Annotated in this window: 15 protein-coding genes and 1 tRNA gene; 5 read left to right on the top strand and 11 right to left on the bottom strand. The window is 61.7% G+C overall.

The features are described from left to right. The first annotated feature begins 66 nt into the window (after positions 1–66). Positions 67–1,026 (top strand): amino acid ABC transporter permease, encoded by a 960-nt coding sequence (locus CAK78_RS04770; RefSeq protein ID WP_176452671.1) that lies wholly within the window; start codon positions 67–69, stop codon positions 1,024–1,026. After that, positions 1,010–1,753, top strand: coding sequence for an amino acid ABC transporter ATP-binding protein (locus CAK78_RS04775; RefSeq protein ID WP_005302727.1), 744 nt, complete (start codon positions 1,010–1,012; stop codon positions 1,751–1,753). Before CAK78_RS04770 ends, CAK78_RS04775 begins: the two co-directional genes overlap by 17 nt. 69 nt (positions 1,754–1,822) lie before the next feature. Here the strand turns inward: CAK78_RS04775 and CAK78_RS04780 are convergent, their stop codons facing one another. Further along, positions 1,823–2,260 carry a DUF2059 domain-containing protein gene (locus tag CAK78_RS04780; protein WP_254924710.1) on the bottom strand — a complete coding sequence of 146 codons (438 nt, stop codon included), beginning with the start codon at positions 2,258–2,260 and terminating at the stop codon, positions 1,823–1,825. A gap of 229 nt (positions 2,261–2,489) precedes the next feature. Further along, complete coding sequence (locus CAK78_RS04785) at positions 2,490–3,257, bottom strand: substrate-binding periplasmic protein (protein WP_094696537.1); 768 nt, start codon at positions 3,255–3,257, stop codon at positions 2,490–2,492. A 229-nt stretch (positions 3,258–3,486) separates the two neighbouring features. Here CAK78_RS04785 and CAK78_RS04790 point away from each other — a divergent pair, with 229 nt between their 5' ends. Then, positions 3,487–4,326: a sterol desaturase family protein gene (locus CAK78_RS04790; protein ID WP_176452672.1), complete on the top strand. Its 840-nt coding sequence runs from the start codon at positions 3,487–3,489 to the stop codon at positions 4,324–4,326. Between the two features lie 82 nt (positions 4,327–4,408). On the opposite strand, the gene CAK78_RS04795 is transcribed toward CAK78_RS04790, so the two are convergent. From CAK78_RS04795 to tadA, 9 genes are all read right to left on the bottom strand, one after another. Further along, positions 4,409–5,809 carry a basic amino acid/polyamine antiporter gene (locus CAK78_RS04795; protein WP_094696539.1) on the bottom strand — a complete coding sequence of 467 codons (1,401 nt, stop codon included), beginning with the start codon at positions 5,807–5,809 and terminating at the stop codon, positions 4,409–4,411. Positions 5,810–5,818: 9 nt separating this feature from the next. After that, complete coding sequence (locus CAK78_RS04800; protein ID WP_094696540.1) at positions 5,819–6,721, bottom strand: homocysteine S-methyltransferase family protein; 903 nt, start codon at positions 6,719–6,721, stop codon at positions 5,819–5,821. Positions 6,722–6,984: 263 nt separating this feature from the next. After that, positions 6,985–7,527: a hypothetical protein gene (locus CAK78_RS04805; RefSeq protein WP_176452673.1), complete on the bottom strand. Its 543-nt coding sequence runs from the start codon at positions 7,525–7,527 to the stop codon at positions 6,985–6,987. A 19-nt stretch (positions 7,528–7,546) separates the two neighbouring features. Then, positions 7,547–8,866, bottom strand: coding sequence for a hemolysin family protein (locus CAK78_RS04810; RefSeq protein ID WP_094696541.1), 1,320 nt, complete (start codon positions 8,864–8,866; stop codon positions 7,547–7,549). Positions 8,867–9,058: 192 nt separating this feature from the next. Further along, positions 9,059–9,769, bottom strand: coding sequence for a phosphate signaling complex protein PhoU (phoU, locus tag CAK78_RS04815; RefSeq protein WP_010633479.1), 711 nt, complete (start codon positions 9,767–9,769; stop codon positions 9,059–9,061). A gap of 179 nt (positions 9,770–9,948) precedes the next feature. Beyond that, positions 9,949–10,767: a phosphate ABC transporter ATP-binding protein PstB gene (gene pstB, locus CAK78_RS04820; protein ID WP_094696542.1), complete on the bottom strand. Its 819-nt coding sequence runs from the start codon at positions 10,765–10,767 to the stop codon at positions 9,949–9,951. 175 nt (positions 10,768–10,942) lie between these two features. Next, on the bottom strand, positions 10,943–12,592 hold the full coding sequence (gene pstA, locus CAK78_RS04825) for a phosphate ABC transporter permease PstA (protein WP_094696543.1): 1,650 nt from the start codon (positions 12,590–12,592) through the stop codon (positions 10,943–10,945). A gap of 32 nt (positions 12,593–12,624) precedes the next feature. Next, positions 12,625–14,862 carry an ABC transporter permease subunit gene (locus tag CAK78_RS04830; RefSeq protein ID WP_094696544.1) on the bottom strand — a complete coding sequence of 746 codons (2,238 nt, stop codon included), beginning with the start codon at positions 14,860–14,862 and terminating at the stop codon, positions 12,625–12,627. A 206-nt stretch (positions 14,863–15,068) separates the two neighbouring features. Further along, the gene (gene tadA / locus CAK78_RS04835) at positions 15,069–15,608 is read right to left on the bottom strand and encodes a tRNA adenosine(34) deaminase TadA (protein ID WP_017783968.1); all 540 of its coding nucleotides are present in this window, start codon (positions 15,606–15,608) and stop codon (positions 15,069–15,071) included. Between the two features lie 269 nt (positions 15,609–15,877). Between tadA and CAK78_RS04840 the strand changes: the two genes are divergently transcribed. Beyond that, positions 15,878–15,954: transfer RNA gene (locus CAK78_RS04840), tRNA-Pro, on the top strand. Between the two features lie 275 nt (positions 15,955–16,229). Further along, positions 16,230–16,376: a hypothetical protein gene (locus CAK78_RS22775; RefSeq protein WP_176452674.1), complete on the top strand. Its 147-nt coding sequence runs from the start codon at positions 16,230–16,232 to the stop codon at positions 16,374–16,376. Positions 16,377–16,987 lie beyond the last annotated feature (611 nt).

Raw genomic sequence — 16,987 nt, forward strand, 5'->3', positions numbered from 1 at the left:
CCTTCACGCAGATCCCCACACAATAACTACAACGAGGTTGCGACAGTGCACAACCCAACAAGACAGATGGAAAAACAACCCAATCAACTGCTCTGGCACGGCGTCTTCCTGCTGATCGTGCTGGCCGCCCTGTTCGGCATCTACAAGGCCGTGCAATCGGTGGATTACACCTGGCGCTGGGAACGGATCCCCCAATACATCGCCTATCAGGCGGAGCAGAAAAATTACGCCGAGTTCGACGGCACCGTGGTTGCCGGCACCACCGCGGCCGACAAGGGCAAGCTGTTCCTGCAAAACGATCTCGATCCCAACCAGCGCCAACCCATCGCCGCCAGCGGTGGTCAGGTGGCGCAAGGGGATACCGTCTTTCGCGGCGACACCCTTGACACCCAGCTGAGCTGGACCGCCGGCCCCATCGCCTGGGGCGTCTGGATGACCATCAAGCTCTCGCTGGTGGCGGGCATCTTTGCCATCCTGCTCGGCACCCTGGCGGGGCTGGCCCGGCTCTCCCCCAATCCGGCCTTGCGCAACCTAGCGGTCACCTATGTGGAGCTGATCCGCGGCACCCCGCTGCTGGTGCAGATCTTCATCGTCTACTTCTTCATCGGCACAGTGCTGAACCTCGACCGATTTACCGCCGGGGTGGCGGCACTGGCGGTCTTCACCGGCGCCTACGTAGCGGAAATCGTCCGGGCCGGCATCAGCTCCATCCACAAGGGGCAGATGGAGGCGGGTCGCAGCCTTGGCATGACCTCGGCCCAGACCATGCGCTACGTCATCCTGCCGCAGGCCTTCAAGCGGGTATTGCCGCCGCTGGCGGGCCAGTTCATCAACCTTATCAAGGACTCCTCCCTGGTCTCGGTCATCTCCATCACCGATCTCACCAAGGCGGGGCGCGAGGTGGTGAGCTCCACCTTCAGCCCGTTCGAGGTGTGGTTCACCGTGGCCCTGCTCTATCTGGTGCTGACCGGCACTCTCTCCTTCCTTGTACGCCGTCTGGAGGTGAAATATGCGCGCAGCAACTGATCCGATTATCAAGGCAAGCTCAGTGGAGAAGTTCTACGGCAGCGAGGTGCACGCCCTCAAGAACGTCAGCACCCAGGTGGCCGAAGGGGAAGTGGTGGTGATCGTGGGCCCCAGTGGCTCGGGCAAATCCACCTTCCTGCGCACCCTCAACCAGCTGGAGACTATCAACGACGGCCAGATCGTGGTGGATGGCATCAGCCTGACCGAGCCTGGCGACGTCAACAAGCTGCGAGAAGAGGTGGGCATGGTGTTCCAGTCCTTCAACCTCTTCCCCCATCTGAGCGTGCTGGACAACATCTGCCTCGCGCCGCAAAAGGTGCGCGGGCTGTCGCGCAAGGATGCCGAGGACAGAGCCAAGGCCCTGCTGCTCAAGGTGGGGCTCTCCAACAAGGCCCAGAGCTACCCCTCCCAGCTCTCCGGCGGCCAGCAGCAGCGGGTGGCCATCGCCCGGGCACTCGCCATGCAGCCGCGCATCATGCTGTTTGACGAGCCCACCAGCGCACTCGACCCCGAGATGGTGGGCGAGGTGCTGGACGTGATGAAGGGGCTGGCCCGCGAGGGGATGACCATGGTGGTGGTCACCCACGAGATGGGCTTTGCCCGGGAAGTGGCGGATCGGGTGCTGTTCATGGAGAGCGGCGAGCTGCTGGTGGACGAGAAGCCGGCGGATTTCTTCGACAATCCCCCCTCCCCGCGCCTGCGCCAGTTCCTGAGCCAGGTGCTCTAAGGGATAACGCTCAAAAAGAAAGAGGGAGCCCATGGCTCCCTCTTTGCGTTGATACCCTGGCGACAGCATCTATTTTGTCGCGTTGCGTTTTGCTTCATCCAGCATGGTTTGCAGTGCCGGCATGTTGCGCTCGGCCAGGGATTTACCCACCAGCGAGCTCTCCTGAAAGATGGCCGGCATGGTATCCAGGGATTTTTTTCCGACCGGGCTCTGATAGAAGGCGATCAGCTCCTTGAGCTCGGCCTCGGTGAAATGCTTGCGATAGATGGCGGCCACCTCGGCACTCATGGCCGGCCAGGAGAGATAACGGGCAAACCAGGCCTCCAGTACATCACGGTGCTGGGCCAGCTCCTGTGCATGTTCACCGGCGCCCCGAATGATCAGCGGGATCATCTGTGCCTGCATCTGGGCCTGCAGCTGCTCCGCCTGCTGCTCGCTGTTGAGCAGACTGACCAGCTCCTGAGCGGGATCGGCCCACACTCCGCCACTCCACAACAGGGCGATCACAGCCCCTCTTTTCACCCACTGCATAACTGCCTCATCAGCCATTTGAAAACAACAGGTTACATTGAATTTTCAAACAGACCAGTCGCCAGATGGTGGTGAGGCATGAGGGAATGCGGTTGTCATATGGGCAAGATCAAGCTGGCCATAAAAGCAACAGAGGGACTCATAGTCCCTCTGTTGCTTGGCCGACACGACAGGAAGGCTGAATCTGACCGGCTCCACCATCAGTTCAGCGCGGGGACTTTCCCAGGTATTGCTCCACTATGGTCCGGATCCCGTCCCGCTTCTTGAGTTCGTAGAGATGCTTGTCGAACTGCTCGACAAAGTCCTCCTTGAAGTCGAACTCCCCCTTGCGGCTGTAGCCGAGAAACCCCTGCTCCCGGCTGAGCACGGGCCCCTGCTTGAGCTGGGACATGTCGGCCACCGCCAGCTGGTTGCCCTTGATCATGCTGAGCAGCTCATAGAGCAGCGAGAGCCGGTCGTTGACGGTGCAGTCCACCCGGCCGCGCACGATCTTGAGCAGGTTCTCCCGGTTGCTCTTCACCTCTTCCAACCCGATCTTCTGCTCTTTGATGGCCTGCCAGAAGGGGGCGCCGCCGATGGTAAAACCGGCATTCATGCCAAAGCGCAGGCCATAGTAGTCGGTCGGGAACTGCGCCTGCGGGGTATTGACGGCCACCCCGGCGCCGCACATCACCACCAGCTCCTCGTCGAGCAGGGGCTGGGAGTAGGGCCACATCCAGGGACGACCATCGGGCTGGTAGTAGGGCGGGAAGATGGCGAAGGCACTGCCCTGCTCCACCATGCTCAGACCCCGTCGCCAGGGCATGGCCTTGATCACCACCTCGTAGCCATCCATGGAGGCCGCCACGCTGCGCACTATGTCGGCATAGATCCCCTTGACCTCCTCTCCCTCCTGCCAGGAGTAGGGGGGATAGTTGGCATCGGCCAGGATCTCGACCCGGGTCTTGGCCTGCGCCAGCAGGCAGACCCCCATCAACAAGCAACACCACAGCCACATCATCTGCCACTCCAGAGGTAGAAAGCTTCATCAAGCATAGTCACTGCACCCGCCGCTCAGGGGGTCGTCATACCAATTGATGGGCCGCCGCTGGCCACATGCCACATCCAGCTCCAGATGAACACACCCACTGCAGCAAAATGTTAATGAAAGTTTGCATTCATCCTTTATGCTGGAGAGCAATTGCTCTGACTGGATGCCCGACATGGATGTGCAACTGCTCCTGCTCTACCTCTCGCCGATCTTTGTGGCCTTTATCGGCTGGGAGATGCTCTACCTGCGCAAGCATGGCGCCGCCTTTCCCAGCGCCGGATATCAGTGGAGGGATCTCTTCGCCAACGCCACCCTGGCGCTGATGCATCAGGGGGGCGACGCGCTGGCGGCCATCGCCATCGCCTACCTCTACGACGCCCTCTGGGGCTGGCGGCTGCTCAACATAGAGCTGAACGTCTGGAGCCTGTTGCTGCTCTTCCTGCTGCAGGATCTCTGCTACTGGCTGTTCCACTTCGCGAGCCACCATGTGCGCTGGCTCTGGGCCTCCCACGTGGTGCACCACAGCTCGGAGCGGCTCAACCTCTCCACCGCCTTTCGCCAGAGCCTGATGTACCCGGTCTCCGGCATGTGGCTGTTCTGGATCCCCATGATCCTCATCGGCTTCCCGCCCGAGGCGGTGGTGGCCACCGTGCTCTTGAGCCTGGGCTTCCAGTTCTTCGTCCACACCCAGGTGGTGGGCAAGCTTGGCTGGCTGGAGTGGATCTTCAACACCCCCTCCCACCACAGGGTGCACCACGCCAGCAACGCCAAATACATCGATCGCAACTTCGCCGGGGTGCTCATCATCTGGGACAGGCTGTTTGGCACCTTCGTGGAAGAAGACCCGACCGAGCCGTGCCGCTTCGGCATCACCAAGCCCATTCACAGCTTCAACCCGCTCACCCTCACCTTCCATGAGTGGCGCGACATGCTGCGGGACGCCCAGGGCCTCCCCTGGCGCCAGAAGCTCGCGGTGCTGTTCGGCAAGCCGGTCGGCCCCGCCAGCCACTGAGCACGCACTCACTGCAAGTAACCCGCACAGACAAAAAGAGAGCGCCCAAAGGCGCTCTCTTGCATTGCCGGTCACAACCCGGTCAGACGTGGGCAAAGGACCAGACGGCGGGAATGAGGCTCAGCAGCGTCACCCCGGCCAGCAACCGCTCGCGTCCGCTGAGTCGCAGTTCGGCCCCCAGCTGGCGCCGGCTGTAGAGGAACAGCAGCAGACCCGGCCCATAGAGCAGCAAGGAGAGCAGCAGATACTCCACCCCGGCGGCGTAGAGCAGCCAGAGGCCGTAACCGCTCGACACCAGCGCCACCGCTCGCATCAGACCATTGCCCTCCCTACGCAAGGAGAGCTTGAGCAGGAACAGGCCGATCAGCAGATAGGGCACCAGGATCATGGAGGTGGAGACGAGCAGCAGGTTGGTGTAGCCCTTGCCGAGCAGCCACACCAGCAGCAGGCAGCCCTGCACCGTCAGGCTGGTGAGCCAGAGCGAGGCGATGGGGGTGCCGTTGCGATTCTGGCGCCGGAAGATGGCCGGGAAGGCGCCATGGCCCGCCGCGCTGAACGGCACCTCGGCCGAGAAGAGGGTCCAGCTCACGTAGGAGGCCAGCACCGACACGATAAGGCCGGCGCTGATGAGCAGCTTGCCCCAGGAGCCGGTCATCTGGGCCATCAGTCCCGCCATGGAGGGGTTGGGCAGGGCCGCGAGCTCGGGGCGGCTCAATATCCCGAGCGCCAGCACCGAGATGAGCACATAGAGCAGCAGCGCCAGCACCACCCCGAGCACGGTGGCCGTGCCCACGTCCCGCCGGTTTCTGGCCCGGGCCGACAGCACCGCCGCCCCCTCGATGCCGGTGAAGACCCAGAGGGTGATCAGCATGGTGTTGCGCACCTGCTCGGAGACCGGCGTCGCCAGGGAGCTACCCTGCTGATCCGCCGCGAAGGTGACCGGATCAAACCAGTAGCAGGCGAACAGGATGAACAGCAGCAGCGGCAGGCTCTTGGCCAGGGTCGCCACCAGGTTGAACAGGGCCGCCTGCTGCACGCCGCGGGCCACCAGCAGGTGCACTGCCCAGAGGATGCAGGACTCGCCGACAAAAGCCGCCAAGGTGTTGCCCTCGCCAAACCAGACCCGCTCCGGCGTGTCGACGAAGCTGCCCAGCGCCGCGAAGGCGATCACCAGATAGCCCACCACGCCGATGGTGGCACAGAGCCAATAGCCCCAGGCGGAGAAGAAGCCCACCAGATCGCCGAAACCGGCGCGGGCATAGCTGTAGATGCCGCCATCGAGCTCCGGCCTTAAGCGCGACAGATAGAGAAAACTCATGGCGAGCGCCAGGATGCCGACCCCGGTGACGGCCCAGCCGATCAGCACGGCGCGCGCGCCGGCCACCTCGGCCATGTTCTGCGGCAGACTGAAGATCCCCGCCCCCACCATGGAGCTGAACACCAGTGCGGTGAGGGACCAGAGCCCGATCTTGCTCTCTTTCATGGGCGCTCCTTAGCGCAGCCGGCTGGCCAGCGCCTCAATGTGTTCCGGACCGATGCCGCAGCAGCCGCCGATGAGGTTTGCCCCGGCCGCGCGCCAGCGCTCCGCCCAGCCCAGATAATCCAGCGGCCCCAGATCGGTGCGGATCTCGTCCAGCCCGTCGTTGGCGGTCGCCTCCTTGGGCTGGGGCGGGAAGGCGTTAGCATAGGCGCCGAGACGAATGTCGGTGCGATCCTGCGCCTGCAAGCCGACCCTGGCCACCTTGAGCGCGGCGTCGATCACCTCGGGCTGGCAGCAATTGAACAGGATGGCATCCACCCCGGCCTCGGCCAAGGCGGCGACGGCATCCGCCACCCGCTCGCCGGAGCGCAGGGTCGGCTCACTGCCCGGCGCCTCGTCTTCCAGGGTGAAGGAGACCCAGAACGGCTTGCCATCCTCGGGCAGCAGGGCCCGGATGGCCAGCGGCTCGGCGATGAGGCTCATGGTCTCCGCCAGCCAGAGATCCACTCGGGGGGAGAGCGCCCGGACAAGCGGGGTCGCCAGCTCGCTCACCCGGCCCGCGTCGAACAGGTCGGCGCGGTAGGAACCAAACAGCGGCGGCAAGGAGCCGGCCACCTGCACGCTGCCTGCCTGTTCGTCAGCCACCTCGCGGGCCAGCTGACCGGCCAGCGCCGCCAGCCGCTCCCCCTCTGCCGCAAAGCGCGCCTCACCGATATGAAACGGCACCAGCGCATAGCTGTTGGTGGTGATGACCCGGGCCCCGCTCGCCACATAGGCCCGGTGCACCTCGCGCACCGTCTCGGGGGCCTCCATCAGGGCCAGCGCCGACCACTCCGGCTGGCGAAACGGCGCGCCCCGCCGTGCCAGCTCCCGCCCCATGCCGCCATCCAGTATCCACAATGCCTGCGTATCCATCTGTCACGTCTCTTGTTGTGTTGTTGTCTTGTTGTGCGGGTCTGTGCGCTTTATCCGTTGCGCCTGCCCCGGCGGCGCGGCAACCCGTCGCCATCGTCACCCCGAACAAATTAGCCATAAAAACATATGGATGTTTAGATGGCCAAAACAAGATAAAGCAAAGCCCGCCCGACGGCAACCGGCATCACCGCAAAACCACAAAAGGCAGAAAAACAAGAGGCCACCCTAAGGTGGCCTCTTGTGACAACAGATGAACTGGCGGCTCAACGCCCGGCCAGTACCCGCTTGGTCTGTTTGACCCAATCGGAGACCCGACCCTGCTGGGGATACCCCTGCCAGATCTGCTCCCACTGGGCGGGGCTGAGCGGGCGACCCAACCGGCGCTGCACCCCGGCATAGAGGTAGTCGTGGGCCGTGGTACGGGCCTGGGCAGAGGTGAGGAACTTGGCCACCGGGTCGGTCAGGCGCACGTCCCGCATGCCAAGCAGCGGATAGTCGCTGTGCACCGCCGCCAGCATGGTCTCGCGCATGGCCGACTCGATGTAGCCGCGGGCAAACAGGGCGGTCACCGACTCGAGCGACCCCTGATCCGGGCCGTGATACTCCTCGTCGAACACCGGACTCGGCTCCGCCACGGCGCTTTGCACCACCGCATCGGGATCCGGCTGCGGCATGACCACGGCTGCCTTGGGAGCGGCCGGTTTGGCTACCGTGGTCGCCTTGCGCGGTGCGCTCTGGCTGCAGGCACCGAGTGCCAAGGCGAGCGCCACACAGCCCAGCGCACGGGAATGAGACTGCATCTTCATGATTGCTAACGAGCTCCTTTTACGATTCCTGAGCGGGCTTGTCGGCCGCCGTGGCCTCTACCCGGGTGACCAGCAGCTGGTCAATCTTGTAGCTGTCGATGTCCACCACTTCAAACTTGTAACCGGCGTATTTGACCGAGTCGGTTCGCTTGGGGATCTTGCGCAGCATGTACATGATGAAGCCGGCGATGGTTTCATAATTCTGGTTTTCCGGGAACTCCTCGATGTCGAAGGCACGCATCACGTCGGAGATGGGGGTAACCCCGTCCACCAGCCAGGAGTTCTCGTCCCGCTGCACTATCTGCTCTTCCACCACGTGGGTGGCCCACTCGCCCATGACGGTGCTCATCAGGTCGTTCATGGTGACGATCCCCACCACCAGGGCGTACTCGTTCATCACCACCGCGAAGTCGCCGCGATGGTTCTTGAAGTACTCCATCGCCTCGTAGAGGTTCAGGGTGTCGGGGATGATGATGACGTTCTGTACCAAGGAGCCGCTGTTGAGATCGATGCTCTGGCCGCTGATGACCCGGATCAGCAGCTCCTTGGAGTCGACGAAGCCCTTGATGCTGTCGAGGTTGTGGTCGCACACCAGGAACTTGTTGTGGGGGTGCTCGGCGATCTTGGCCTTGATGCTCTCCTCCCCCTCTTGCAGGGTGAAGTAGATGAGGCTCTCGCGCGCGGTCATGGCGGACGTGACGCCGAGGGACTGCAGCTCGAACACGTTCTCGATGAGCTGGTGCTCCTCGCGCTGGATGACGCCCGCTTCGGCGCCCGCATCCATCACCGCATAGATGTCGTCGGAGGTGATCTCGTCGTTGCGCACCATGGAGATGCGCAGCAGGCGGAACAGGCCGTTGGCCATGCCGTTGAACAGCCACACCAGCGGCATCAGCAGGGTGACGCACAGCAGCATGGGGCGCACCACCACCACGGCGATCCGCTCCGGCATGGTCATGGCGAGGCGCTTGGGCATCAGATCGGCGATGAGAATGAACATACCGGTGACGAACACGAAAGAGGTCGCCGAGCTGATTTCACTCAGCCAGGGCCCCTGATAGAACTCGGAGACCAGCTCCTTGATGGCCGGGTTCAGGGCGGATTCGCCCAGGATACCGCCCAGGATGGCGACGGTATTGAGCCCGATCTGCACCACGGTAAAGAAGTTGCCCGGCTGGGCCTGCAGTGCCAGTACCTTTTCGGCATGGCGGTTGCCCTCATCGGCCATCACCTGCAACTTGATCTTGCGGGAGGCGGCGAGGGATATCTCGGAGAGGGAGAAGAACACGCTGCCGGCAACCAGCAGCATCAGGAAAAATAAACTATCGGCAAAACTCATGATTAACCTATTGCTACACCCGTCTTAGCACAAGACGGCAAACTGGGTCCGGGAGACCGGACCGTGAGTCGATCCGGGACTCACACAGGGGGCATATTCTAGCAGAAAAGCGCCAGTCGGGTGGCGATATCTTGCACTGACTGAAAAGGCAACAAAAAAGGCGCTCAAAGCGCCTTTTTATTCATTTCAGACTCACCCTTTCCCCAGCAGGGTGCCCAGGTCGTCTGCCTTGGTGTGGCGCACGTCCTTGCCTTTCACGTAGTAGACGATGTATTCGCAGATGTGCTGGCAACGATCGCCGACCCGCTCGATGGCCCGCGCCGCCCACAGCACGTTGAGCACCTGCGGTATGGTGCGCGGATCTTCCATCATGTAGGTCATCAGCTCGCGGATGATGGATTCGTACTCCCGGTCCACCTTGTCATCTTCCTTGTAGACCGCCAGCGCAGCATCGAGATCCATGCGGGCGAAGGCGTCCAGCACGTCGTGCAGCATCTTGATGGTGCGGCGGCCCATGTTCTCCAGCGACACCAGCGGCGGCTGCGGTTTGTTGGCGTTGTCGGTCAGCATGCGGGCGATCTTGTCCGCCACATCGCCGATGCGCTCAAGGTCGGTGATGGTCTTGATGATGGCCATCACCAGCCGCAGGTCGGAGGCAGTAGGCTGGCGCTTGGCGATGATACGGGTGCACTCCTCGTCGATCGCCACTTCCATGGCGTTGACGTTATGGTCGTTGGCCACGATCTTGCGCGCCGCCTCCAGATCCTGATCGTGGATCGCCGCGATGGCGTCGGTCAGCTGCTGCTCCACCAGCCCGCCCATCACCAGCACCTGGTTGCGCACGCTCTCGAGCTCGGCATTGAACTGACCGGAGATGTGTTTGTTGAGGTTCATATTGTCCATACCAATAATCCTTGATGCTCCGAGTATGCCTTAGTCGTTGAACTGACGGGTAATCTGTTTGTTGATGCTCATCTTGCTCATCCCCATAACCCTTGTTGCACCAACACGCCCTAGTCGTTGAACTGACCGGTAATCTGTTTGTTGATGCTCATCTTGCTCATCTCCATCGCCAGCATCCCTTAGCCGTAACGACCGGTGATGTAGTCTTCGGTCTTCTTCTTGGCCGGGGTGGTGAAGATGGTGTTGGTGTCCGAGTACTCGATGAGCTCGCCCATGTACATGAAGGCGGTCTGATCCGAGACCCGCGCCGCCTGCTGCATGTTGTGGGTGACGATCACCACGGTGAACTGGCTCTTGAGCTCGTTGATCAGCTCCTCGATGGTGAGGGTGGAGATGGGGTCGAGCGCCGAGGTCGGTTCATCGAGCAGCAACACTTCCGGCTCGATGGCGATAGCGCGGGCAATCACCAGACGCTGCTGCTGACCACCGGAGAGGCCGAAGGCGTTGTCGTGCAGGCGATCCTTCACCTCGTCCCACAGGGCCGCGCCGCGCAGGGAGCGCTCGGCCGCCTCGTCCAGAGTGCGTCTGTCGTTGATGCCCTGCAGGCGCAGGCCGTAGACCACGTTCTCGTAGATGGACTTGGGGAAGGGGTTCGGGCGCTGGAACACCATGCCCACCTGACGGCGCAGGGCGGAGACATCGACGCTCTTGTCGTAGATGTTGTGGCCGTGCAGCTGGATCTCGCCCTCGATGCGGCAGATCTCCACCAGGTCGTTCATCCGGTTGATGCAGCGCAGCAGGGTGGACTTGCCGCAGCCGGAGGGGCCGATAAAGGCGGTGACCTGGCCCTTGGGGATCTTCATGTTGACGTTGAACAGCGCCTGCTTGCTGCCGTAGTACAGGTTGAGATCCTTCACCTCCAGCGCGGTCTGCTCCGGGCTCAGGTTGAGCAGGTCGGTCGCGGTGTGCTGGGTCGCTGCGGTCGTTACGTTGATCATCTGTTACCTCAAAATCTGTCGGTGGCGGCGGGCATTCTCATTGCCCGCGGCCGGAACGCTTGGCTGGCAGGAAACCCTGTTCCCTGCCCGTCTCTGTAGTGGCTGGCCTATCAATGCTCCAGCGACCGGAATTTCTCCCGCAAATGGTTGCGGATGCCCATCAGGCTCATCGTCATCAATGTTCCAAAGAACGGAACTTCTCACGCAGGTGGTTGCGGATACCGATGGCCGTCAGGTTGAGGCCGACGATCACCGTCACCAGCAGGAAAGAGGTGGCGTAGACCAGGGGACGCGCCGCCTCGACGTTGGGGCTCTGGAAGCCGACGTCATAGATGTGGAAGCCCAGGTGCATGAACTTGCGCTCCACGTGCAGATACGGGAAGTTGCCGTCCATCGGCAGGGTCGGCGCCAGTTTCACCACCCCTACCAGCATCAGCGGCGCCACCTCACCGGCCGCACGCGCTATCGCCAGAATGAGGCCGGTCATGATGGCCGGGCTCGCCATGGGCAGCACGATGCGCCACAGGGTCTCGGCCTGGGTGGCCCCCAGTGCGAGGGACCCCTGACGGATGGTGCTCGGGATCCGGGCCAGCCCCTCTTCGGTGGAGACGATCACCACCGGCAGGGTCAGGATGGCCAGGGTCAGCGCCGACCAGATGACGCCAGGGGAGCCAAAAGTCGGGCTCGGCAGCGCTTCCGGATAGAAGAGGCGGTCTATGCTGCCACCCAGGGTATAGACGAAGAAGCCCAGACCAAACACGCCGTACACGATGGAGGGCACGCCCGCCAGGTTGATCACCGCGATGCGGATGATCTTGGTCAGGCTGTTCTTGCCCGCGTACTCGTGCAGGTAGACCGCTGCGATGACCCCCAGCGGAGTCACTATGATCGCCATCAGGAACACCATGAAGACGGTGCCGAAGATGGCCGGGAACACCCCGCCCTCGGTGTTGGCCTCGCGCGGATCGTCGGAGACGAACTTGCCGATCTGGTGGAACCAGTAACCCACCTTGGCCGGCAGGCTCATGTCGTTGGGCCACACCACGTCCAGCACCTTGGACATGGGCATGGTCACCAGCTCGCCACGCATGTCCTTGACCGTGATGCTGTCTCTGTCTGCCTGGGCACGCAGGGAGAAGAGCTCTTTTTCCAGCACCTGATAACGATCGTTGAGGGCCTGACGCTCGCTCGCCAGCTCGGCTTTAAGCTGATCGGTCAGCTTGTCGTCCAGCTCGGCCTTGCGCTCTTTGAGGCGCAGCCGCTCCAGCTGATAGTTGATGCTGCCGATGTCCCCTTTTTGCAGATCGTCGGCTTGGCTTGAGAGGCCGTTGGCCCGCGCCAACATCCGCTGCAGGGCAGGATGCAGATCCGAGGTGAGCTCGCGGCCATCCTCTTTCACCGCGACGATATAGCCGTAGAAGTTGCCGTTGGTAGCGCGTTCCACCATGGCCAGCTCCGCCGGCAGGCTCTGGGACTTGATGTCGGTCTCCAGCACCCAGCGGAAGTCCAGGTCGACGAACTCGCGGTTGCCGGTCTTGACCAGATAGCGGGTCAGCAGCTCGCGCTCTTCGCCTGCCAGCGGCAGGCCGGCGGCCCGCAGCCGCTCGACCGGCACCAGCTCACGGTCGTTGATTTCGCCGATCAGCACGCTCTTGTTGCCCTGGGCGTCTTCCAGTTGCCACTCATAGATGGGGTGGGGCCAGAAGTAGACCAGACCACGCCAGCCGATCAGCAGCAGCAGACCCAGTACCGCTACCAGACTCAGGCTGACGGCGCCGCCGGTCATCCAGATCCAGGGGGCCCCCGATTTAAACCACTTACCCATTGTCGATTCCTCGATCCTTACAGAGCAGCCCATCACAGGGAGCTGTATTTTTCACGCAACCGCTGACGGATGAACTCGGCCAGGGTATTGAACAAGAAGGTGAACACGAACAGCACGAAGGCGGCGAGGAACAGTACCCGATAGTGAGAGCTGCCCACTTCCGATTCCGGCATCTCCACCGCGATGTTGGCGGCCAGGGTGCGCAGCCCCTGAAACATGGAGAAGTCCATGATGGGGGTATTGCCGGTGGCCATCAGCACTATCATGGTCTCGCCCACGGCGCGGCCAAGGCCCATCATCACCGCAGAGAAGATGCCCGGGCTGGCGGTTAGGATCACCACCCGGCTCAGGGTCTGCCATGGCGTGGCACCGAGGGCCAGGGAGCCCTGGGTGAGGTGCTTGGGCACCGAGAAGACGGCGTCCTCGGCGATGGAGAAGATGGTGGGAATGACCGCAAAGCCCATGGCGATGCCGACCACCAGGGAGTTGCGCTGGTCGAACTTGATGCCCATGTCGTGGGTCAGCCAGATGCGCGAGTCACCGTGCATGAAGGCGTTCTCGATGAGCGGGCTCACCGCGAAGGCGCCCCAGCCAATCAGCAGCAGTACCGGGATCAGCAGGATGGCGTGCCACCCTTCTGGCAGCCAGGATTTGCCACGCTCCGGCAGGTAGTTCCAGATCAAGGCGGTCAGCAGCATCCCCATCGGCAGCAGGATCAGCAGCAGCACCACGCCGGGCAGCGCCCCCTCGATGATGGGTGCGAGCCACAGACCGGCCAGGAAACCGAGGATAACGGTCGGCAGGGCCGCCATGATCTCCACCGTCGGCTTGACGTATTTGCGCAGCCCCGCCGACATGAAGTAGGCGGTGTAGATGGCGCCGGCGACGCCGAGCGGCACCGCAAACACCATGGCATAGAAGGAGGCCTTGAGGGTGCCGAACACCAGCGGCACTAGGCTCAGCTTGGCTTCGAAGTCGTTGCTGGCGGAGGTGGACTGCCACACGTACTGGGGCTCGGGATAGCCTTCATACCACACCTGTTGCCAGAGCGCCGACCAGGTTACCTCGGGGTGCTCGTTCTCCACCGCAAACAGCTTGAAGGCATCCCCCTGCTGCATCAGCAGCACGTTGTGACGGGGGGAGATGGCCAGCGCCGCCAGCGGACCGCCCTCCACCTTCTCGCTCAGCAGCTTGGTTTCGCCGGTGGCGTGGAAGAAGCTGATGGTGCCACTCTTGTCGGCACTGATGAAACCCTTGCGAAAATGTTCCGGGGTCAGCAGCGCCACGGCGCCATCACCCTTGAAATCGCGGATCTGGGTGAACTGGCGCTTGCCGTCCCGGGCCACTTCGAACCACTGGGAGATGACGCCATTGTCGTTGCCCACCAACAGGGAAGAGGCGCCGGAGAGCAGCTCGACCCGGGTCACGTTGGCGTTGGGGGCATTGATCTCCAGCACGTTGCGCAGGGAGATGTCATTGAGGTTGTGAATGTCGTAGACCGAGAGGCGATTGCCCTCACGCACGAACAGGATGCGCAGGTTGGGGGTCAGCAACATCTGATCCACATGACGCGGCAGGGATGGGATCGTGTAGTTCTGGGCGCTCCACTCGACTTCGCCGGAGAGGAAGTTCTCCTCGCCGCTCATCACCATCATGACGCCGCGACCATCGGCGGTCACGGCCGCGGTGGCCATCTTGTCCTTGGTGGCTTCAAATACCATCAGCGACAGCGCCTTGCCCGCAGGGTCCACCACGACAGGCTCTTCGCCGAAGGGGTACTGCAGACTGGGTTCGATGACCCGCACGTCATTGGGATAGGAGACCTTGAAAGCGGGCTGCACCACCTGGGCCTTGCCGTCGGCAAAACCGTAGGCCATCAGCTTCTGGCCCGGCGACGGCGGCGCGACGGCGGTGATGTCACCCTTTACCTGTGCCTGACCGAGCGACTGGCCCACCTTGACCTTGCCATCATTCTGGACGGCAAAGAAGTTGACCTGGCCCTGGTCGCTGAAGCGATAGCCGATCTCGTTCTGCTCCTCCACCCCGAGCCAGGCGGTCTTGCCCTGAATGGGCAGGGTAAACGATGCGGTCGGCTCCATGGAGGCGCCATTGAAGATGGGTTTCACCACATAAAGCAGATAGAAGAAAATAAGCAACAGGGCGACCAGTACCAGGGCTCCGCCCGTGGTCACCCCGTACTTGGCCAACTTATCCTTGATACGGCGCTTTCTGCTCCCCGCCATAACCAGGTGCAACGATTCCGATGACATGCAAAACCTCAATGTGAGCTAGGCTTGGCGGCATTATATGGCGGTTGCATGACAGTTTTGTTACATGAAGGTCCCGTGAACCGGGCTTATTTGCAGACAAGAAAGCGGCATCAAAGATGCCATGAAGAAGATGACAAGCAACTGTTTTATAAGGTTAAAAATGTAGTGAAAACGCCGCTAGAGCGCACCGTTTGCACCAATGCACCTCAATCGTCGGCGGCCGGGGTTTGTTGCAGTGCCAATCTGGCGGCCTTTTTCTCGGCGCGGCGACGCCTGAAGAAATCCGACAGCTGGGCCGAGCAGGCCTCTGCCAGCACGCCACCGGTCAGCTCGACCCTGTGATTGTGACGCGGGTCCTGCAGGATCTCGAACACTGAGCCGGCCGCGCCGGTCTTCAAGTCCCGCGCGCCATAGACCACCCGCTTGACCCGGCTGTGGATCAGGGCACCGGCACACATGCAACAGGGCTCCAGGGTCACATAGAGGGTGGTGTCGAGCAGACGGTAGTTTTGCAGCCGCTCGCCGGCCGCCCGGAGCGCCATCACCTCGGCATGGGCGCAGGCGTCGTGTTCGCTGATGGAGCGGTTCCAACCCTCTGCGACGATCTCCTCCCCCAGCACCAGCACGGCGCCCACCGGGATCTCGCCGATCCCCTCGGCCCTGGCGGCCAGCGCCATGGCATGGCGCATCCAGCGTTCGTCCTGCTCGTGCTGGCTCGCCTGTGCTGCAACGTCCGATGGTTTCACGCCCTGCTCCTCTCTGACTGGTTGATGACGACAGATCATGCTGTCGGCGAAAGACGGTATTACGGCCCCGTGCCGCCGATCTCTGTGGCAGGGATCCCGCCATCCATGCCCGCGGCGGGGCGGCGATTATGCCAAATCCCCCTGGCGCCCCCAAGTTCCATCTGCGCTGAGCAATAAAGAAGCAGTCAGCATCTCTATGATAAAAAAGGAGTTGCGTCCAAAGGTGCGGAACATTAGACTTCCTCCCCGTCAGCACAGACTGACATTGTCGGCGTGTAGCGCAGCCAGGTAGCGCACTGTCATGGGGTGTCAGGGGTCGGAGGTTCAAATCCTCTCACGCCGACCATCATTCCCCGAAAATAGCCCAGTCCAGCGACTGGGCTATTTTTTTGCCCGTCATATCGACCTTCAACCCGCCGCTCGCCGTTAGCCTCTCGTGTCACGTCCTCTCCGGCAAAGAGTCACCAGTCAGTTGCGGTACGGATTTTATTCAGAACCGCTTGAAACCTTTCACGAGTATCGCTAGGATACGCGACTTTTCCGCCGGCATTTCGTACAGGGAGGTGGAAACCCGGGTGATGGAGTCACCAACCGGCTTGCAATCCAGTGAGGCAAGCACCCATGACGCAAGCAGTTGAAGCACAACCCGAACACTCTCCCCTGCCCCAGCCGGCCACCGAAACCGATGTCAACCAGTATGTGGCCGAACATGGCCCCGTCGTACGGCTCGACATCGTCGATCTGGCGGCGCCGGACGATGACTACTGAACCGTCAGCCCTGGCGTCAACCCGTTTCTGTCACGGGAGATCAGGGTCGCGACACTCGGGATCATCTCTCCTTGATACCTCCTTCGAGGGCCAGGATGGCCCGCTGATACAAATAACAACAATATCCTGCGTAACGAAATAGCGGCAGTCATATCTGCTACCAGCATCCCTCCCCTCGCCTGCACACGCCATCCCCTGAGGTGATACAAACCTACGTTATTGCCCATCACTTTCTCACTCGGCTGCCACCGGACCCCATTTGGCCCCATTGGGCAATTTAAGTTTTAAACAACCGTTCTTCATCCAATGCCAGAGGGCACCAAGCGATTGCTGGGTTGCTCAAACGCATTTCATACGGGCGTTTTTTAAAAGCTTGGAGTGAGGTCGGGATTTGTTTTTGCATTTGTAATTTTATTACGTAATAAGTTACATCCCATCGACTGCTCTCCCCCTGATATGGGGCCACCGCGAAGGGGTGGAAAACAAGAGCATAACCATCTGCATAGAGTTTTTGCGCTAATCAAACAAACTCATTTAAAACATATAGTTAACATCATGACCAAAACGAGTGTTTTAAAAAAGCTGTTGACGAATAGAGCAATATTTCGCAC

It is taken from the genome of Aeromonas sp. A35_P (assembly GCF_002259925.1).
In the GTDB taxonomy this organism is placed as follows: Bacteria; Pseudomonadota; Gammaproteobacteria; order Enterobacterales; family Aeromonadaceae; genus Aeromonas; species Aeromonas dhakensis.